The sequence below is a fragment of the Grimontia sp. AD028 genome, assembly GCF_000973155.1.
Classification (GTDB): Bacteria; Pseudomonadota; Gammaproteobacteria; order Enterobacterales; family Vibrionaceae; genus Enterovibrio; species Enterovibrio indicus.
Map to the genome: position 1 here is coordinate 1 of NZ_LASY01000094.1, position 3,114 is coordinate 3,114.

The 3,114-nt window shown below is 51.6% G+C and carries 1 rRNA gene; it reads left to right on the forward strand.

The window, feature by feature from the left end:
- Positions 1 to 194: 194 nt before the first annotated feature.
- Positions 195 to 3,086, forward strand: a 23S ribosomal RNA gene (locus tag RN22_RS19000).
- Positions 3,087 to 3,114 lie beyond the last annotated feature (28 nt).

Genomic DNA, 3,114 nt, shown 5'->3' on the forward strand with positions numbered 1-3,114 from the left:
GTTTGTTTGTAAAAGTTCTCAAATGTTGATTCTTAGGAATTAACACCAAACACATTCAAGTGTTCTTGGTTTCATCCTTCTTCGGAAGTGATGAACAATATTTGAGTCCGGCGAAATCGTTCATCGAAAGATGAACCTGTTCTTTTAAAGAACACCTTGGTTGTTTGAACATACGAAACCTCTTGGGGTTGTATGGTTAAGTGACTAAGCGTACACGGTGGATGCCTTGGCAGTCAGAGGCGATGAAGGACGTAGTAACTTGCGATAAGCCCAGATAAGGCAGTAACAGCCATTTGAATCTGGGATTTCCGAATGGGGAAACCCACTGGCATAAGCCAGTATCCCACACTGAATACATAGGTGTGTGGAGGCGAACTCGGGGAACTGAAACATCTAAGTACCCGAAGGAAAAGAAATCAATTGAGATTCCGGCAGTAGCGGCGAGCGACCCCGGATTAGCCCTTAAGCGTTTTATGAGTTAGTGGAAGCCTCTGGAAAGTGGCGCGATACAGGGTGATAGCCCCGTACACGACGGCTTATTTAACGTGAAAACGAGTAGGACGGGACACGTGTTATCTTGTCTGAAGATGGGGGGACCATCCTCCAAGGCTAAATACTCCTGACTGACCGATAGTGAACCAGTACCGTGAGGGAAAGGCGAAAAGAACCCCTGTGAGGGGAGTGAAATAGAACCTGAAACCGTGTACGTACAAGCAGTGGGAGCCTACTTGTTAGGTGACTGCGTACCTTTTGTATAATGGGTCAGCGACTTACGTTATGTAGCAAGGTTAACCGCATAGGGGAGCCGTAGGGAAACCGAGTCTTAACTGGGCGAATGAGTTGCATGACGTAGACCCGAAACCGAGTGATCTAGCCATGGGCAGGTTGAAGATTGAGTAACATCAATTGGAGGACCGAACCGACTAATGTTGAAAAATTAGCGGATGACTTGTGGCTAGGGGTGAAAGGCCAATCAAACTCGGAGATAGCTGGTTCTCCCCGAAAGCTATTTAGGTAGCGCCTCGGACGAATACTACTGGGGGTAGAGCACTGTTAAGGCTAGGGGGTCATCCCGACTTACCAACCCTTTGCAAACTCCGAATACCAGTAAGTACTATCCGGGAGACACACGGCGGGTGCTAACGTCCGTCGTGGAGAGGGAAACAACCCAGACCGCCAGCTAAGGTCCCAAAGTTATCGCTAAGTGGGAAACGATGTGGGAAGGCTCAGACAGCCAGGATGTTGGCTTAGAAGCAGCCATCATTTAAAGAAAGCGTAATAGCTCACTGGTCGAGTCGGCCTGCGCGGAAGATGTAACGGGGCTAAGCGATACACCGAAGCTGCGGCAGTGCGATTTATCGTATTGGGTAGGGGAGCGTTCTGTAAGCCGTTGAAGGTGGTCTGTAAGGGCTGCTGGAGGTATCAGAAGTGCGAATGCTGACATGAGTAACGACAAAGGGGGTGAAAAACCTCCTCGCCGGAAGACCAAGGGTTCCTGTCCAACGTTAATCGGGGCAGGGTAAGTCGGCCCCTAAGGCGAGGCCGAAAGGCGTAGTCGATGGGAAACGGGTTAATATTCCCGTACTGCTGATAACTGCGATGGGGGGACGGAGAAGGCTAGGTGGGCCTCGCGACGGTTGTCGAGGTTCAAGTGCGTAGGTGGGTGTCTTAGGCAAATCCGGGACGCTATACACTGAGACACGATGTCGAGCTACTACGGTAGTGAAGTCATTGATGCCATGCTTCCGGGAAAAGCCTCTAAGCTTCAGGTTATCAGGAACCGTACCCCAAACCGACACAGGTGGTCGGGTAGAGAATACCAAGGCGCTTGAGAGAACTCGGGTGAAGGAACTAGGCAAAATGGTACCGTAACTTCGGGAGAAGGTACGCTGCCCGCGGTGAAGTCCCTTGCGGATGGAGCTATGGGCAGTCGCAGATACCAGGTGGCTGCAACTGTTTATTAAAAACATAGCACTGTGCAAAATCGAAAGATGACGTATACGGTGTGACGCCTGCCCGGTGCCGGAAGGTTAATTGATGGGGTTAGACTTCGGTCGAAGCTCTTGATCGAAGCCCCGGTAAACGGCGGCCGTAACTATAACGGTCCTAAGGTAGCGAAATTCCTTGTCGGGTAAGTTCCGACCTGCACGAATGGCGTAATGATGGCCACGCTGTCTCCACCCGAGACTCAGTGAAATTGAAATCGCAGTGAAGATGCTGTGTACCCGCGGCTAGACGGAAAGACCCCGTGAACCTTTACTACAGCTTGGCACTGAACATTGAGCCTACATGTGTAGGATAGGTGGGAGGCTTTGAAACACAGACGCCAGTTTGTGTGGAGCCGACCTTGAAATACCACCCTTGTATGTTTGATGTTCTAACTTAGGCCCCTAATCGGGGTTGAGGACAGTGCCTGGTGGGTAGTTTGACTGGGGCGGTCTCCTCCCAAAGAGTAACGGAGGAGCACGAAGGTGGGCTAATCACGGTCGGACATCGTGAGGTTAGTGCAATGGCATAAGCCCGCTTGACTGCGAGAATGACGGTTCGAGCAGGTGCGAAAGCAGGTCATAGTGATCCGGTGGTTCTGAATGGAAGGGCCATCGCTCAACGGATAAAAGGTACTCCGGGGATAACAGGCTGATACCGCCCAAGAGTTCATATCGACGGCGGTGTTTGGCACCTCGATGTCGGCTCATCACATCCTGGGGCTGAAGTCGGTCCCAAGGGTATGGCTGTTCGCCATTTAAAGTGGTACGCGAGCTGGGTTTAGAACGTCGTGAGACAGTTCGGTCCCTATCTGCCGTGGGCGTTGGATGATTGAGAGGGGCTGCTCCTAGTACGAGAGGACCGGAGTGGACGAACCTCTGGTGTTCGGGTTGTCACGCCAGTGGCATTGCCCGGTAGCTAAGTTCGGAATCGATAACCGCTGAAAGCATCTAAGCGGGAAGCGAGCCTCAAGATGAGTCATCCCTAGGGCTTTAAGCCCTCTAAAGGGTTGTTGGAGACTACGACGTAGATAGGTCAGGTGTGTAAGCGCTGCGAGGCGTTGAGCTAACTGATACTAATTGCCCGTGAGGCTTAACCATACAACACCCAAGGGGTTTTGACGGACTC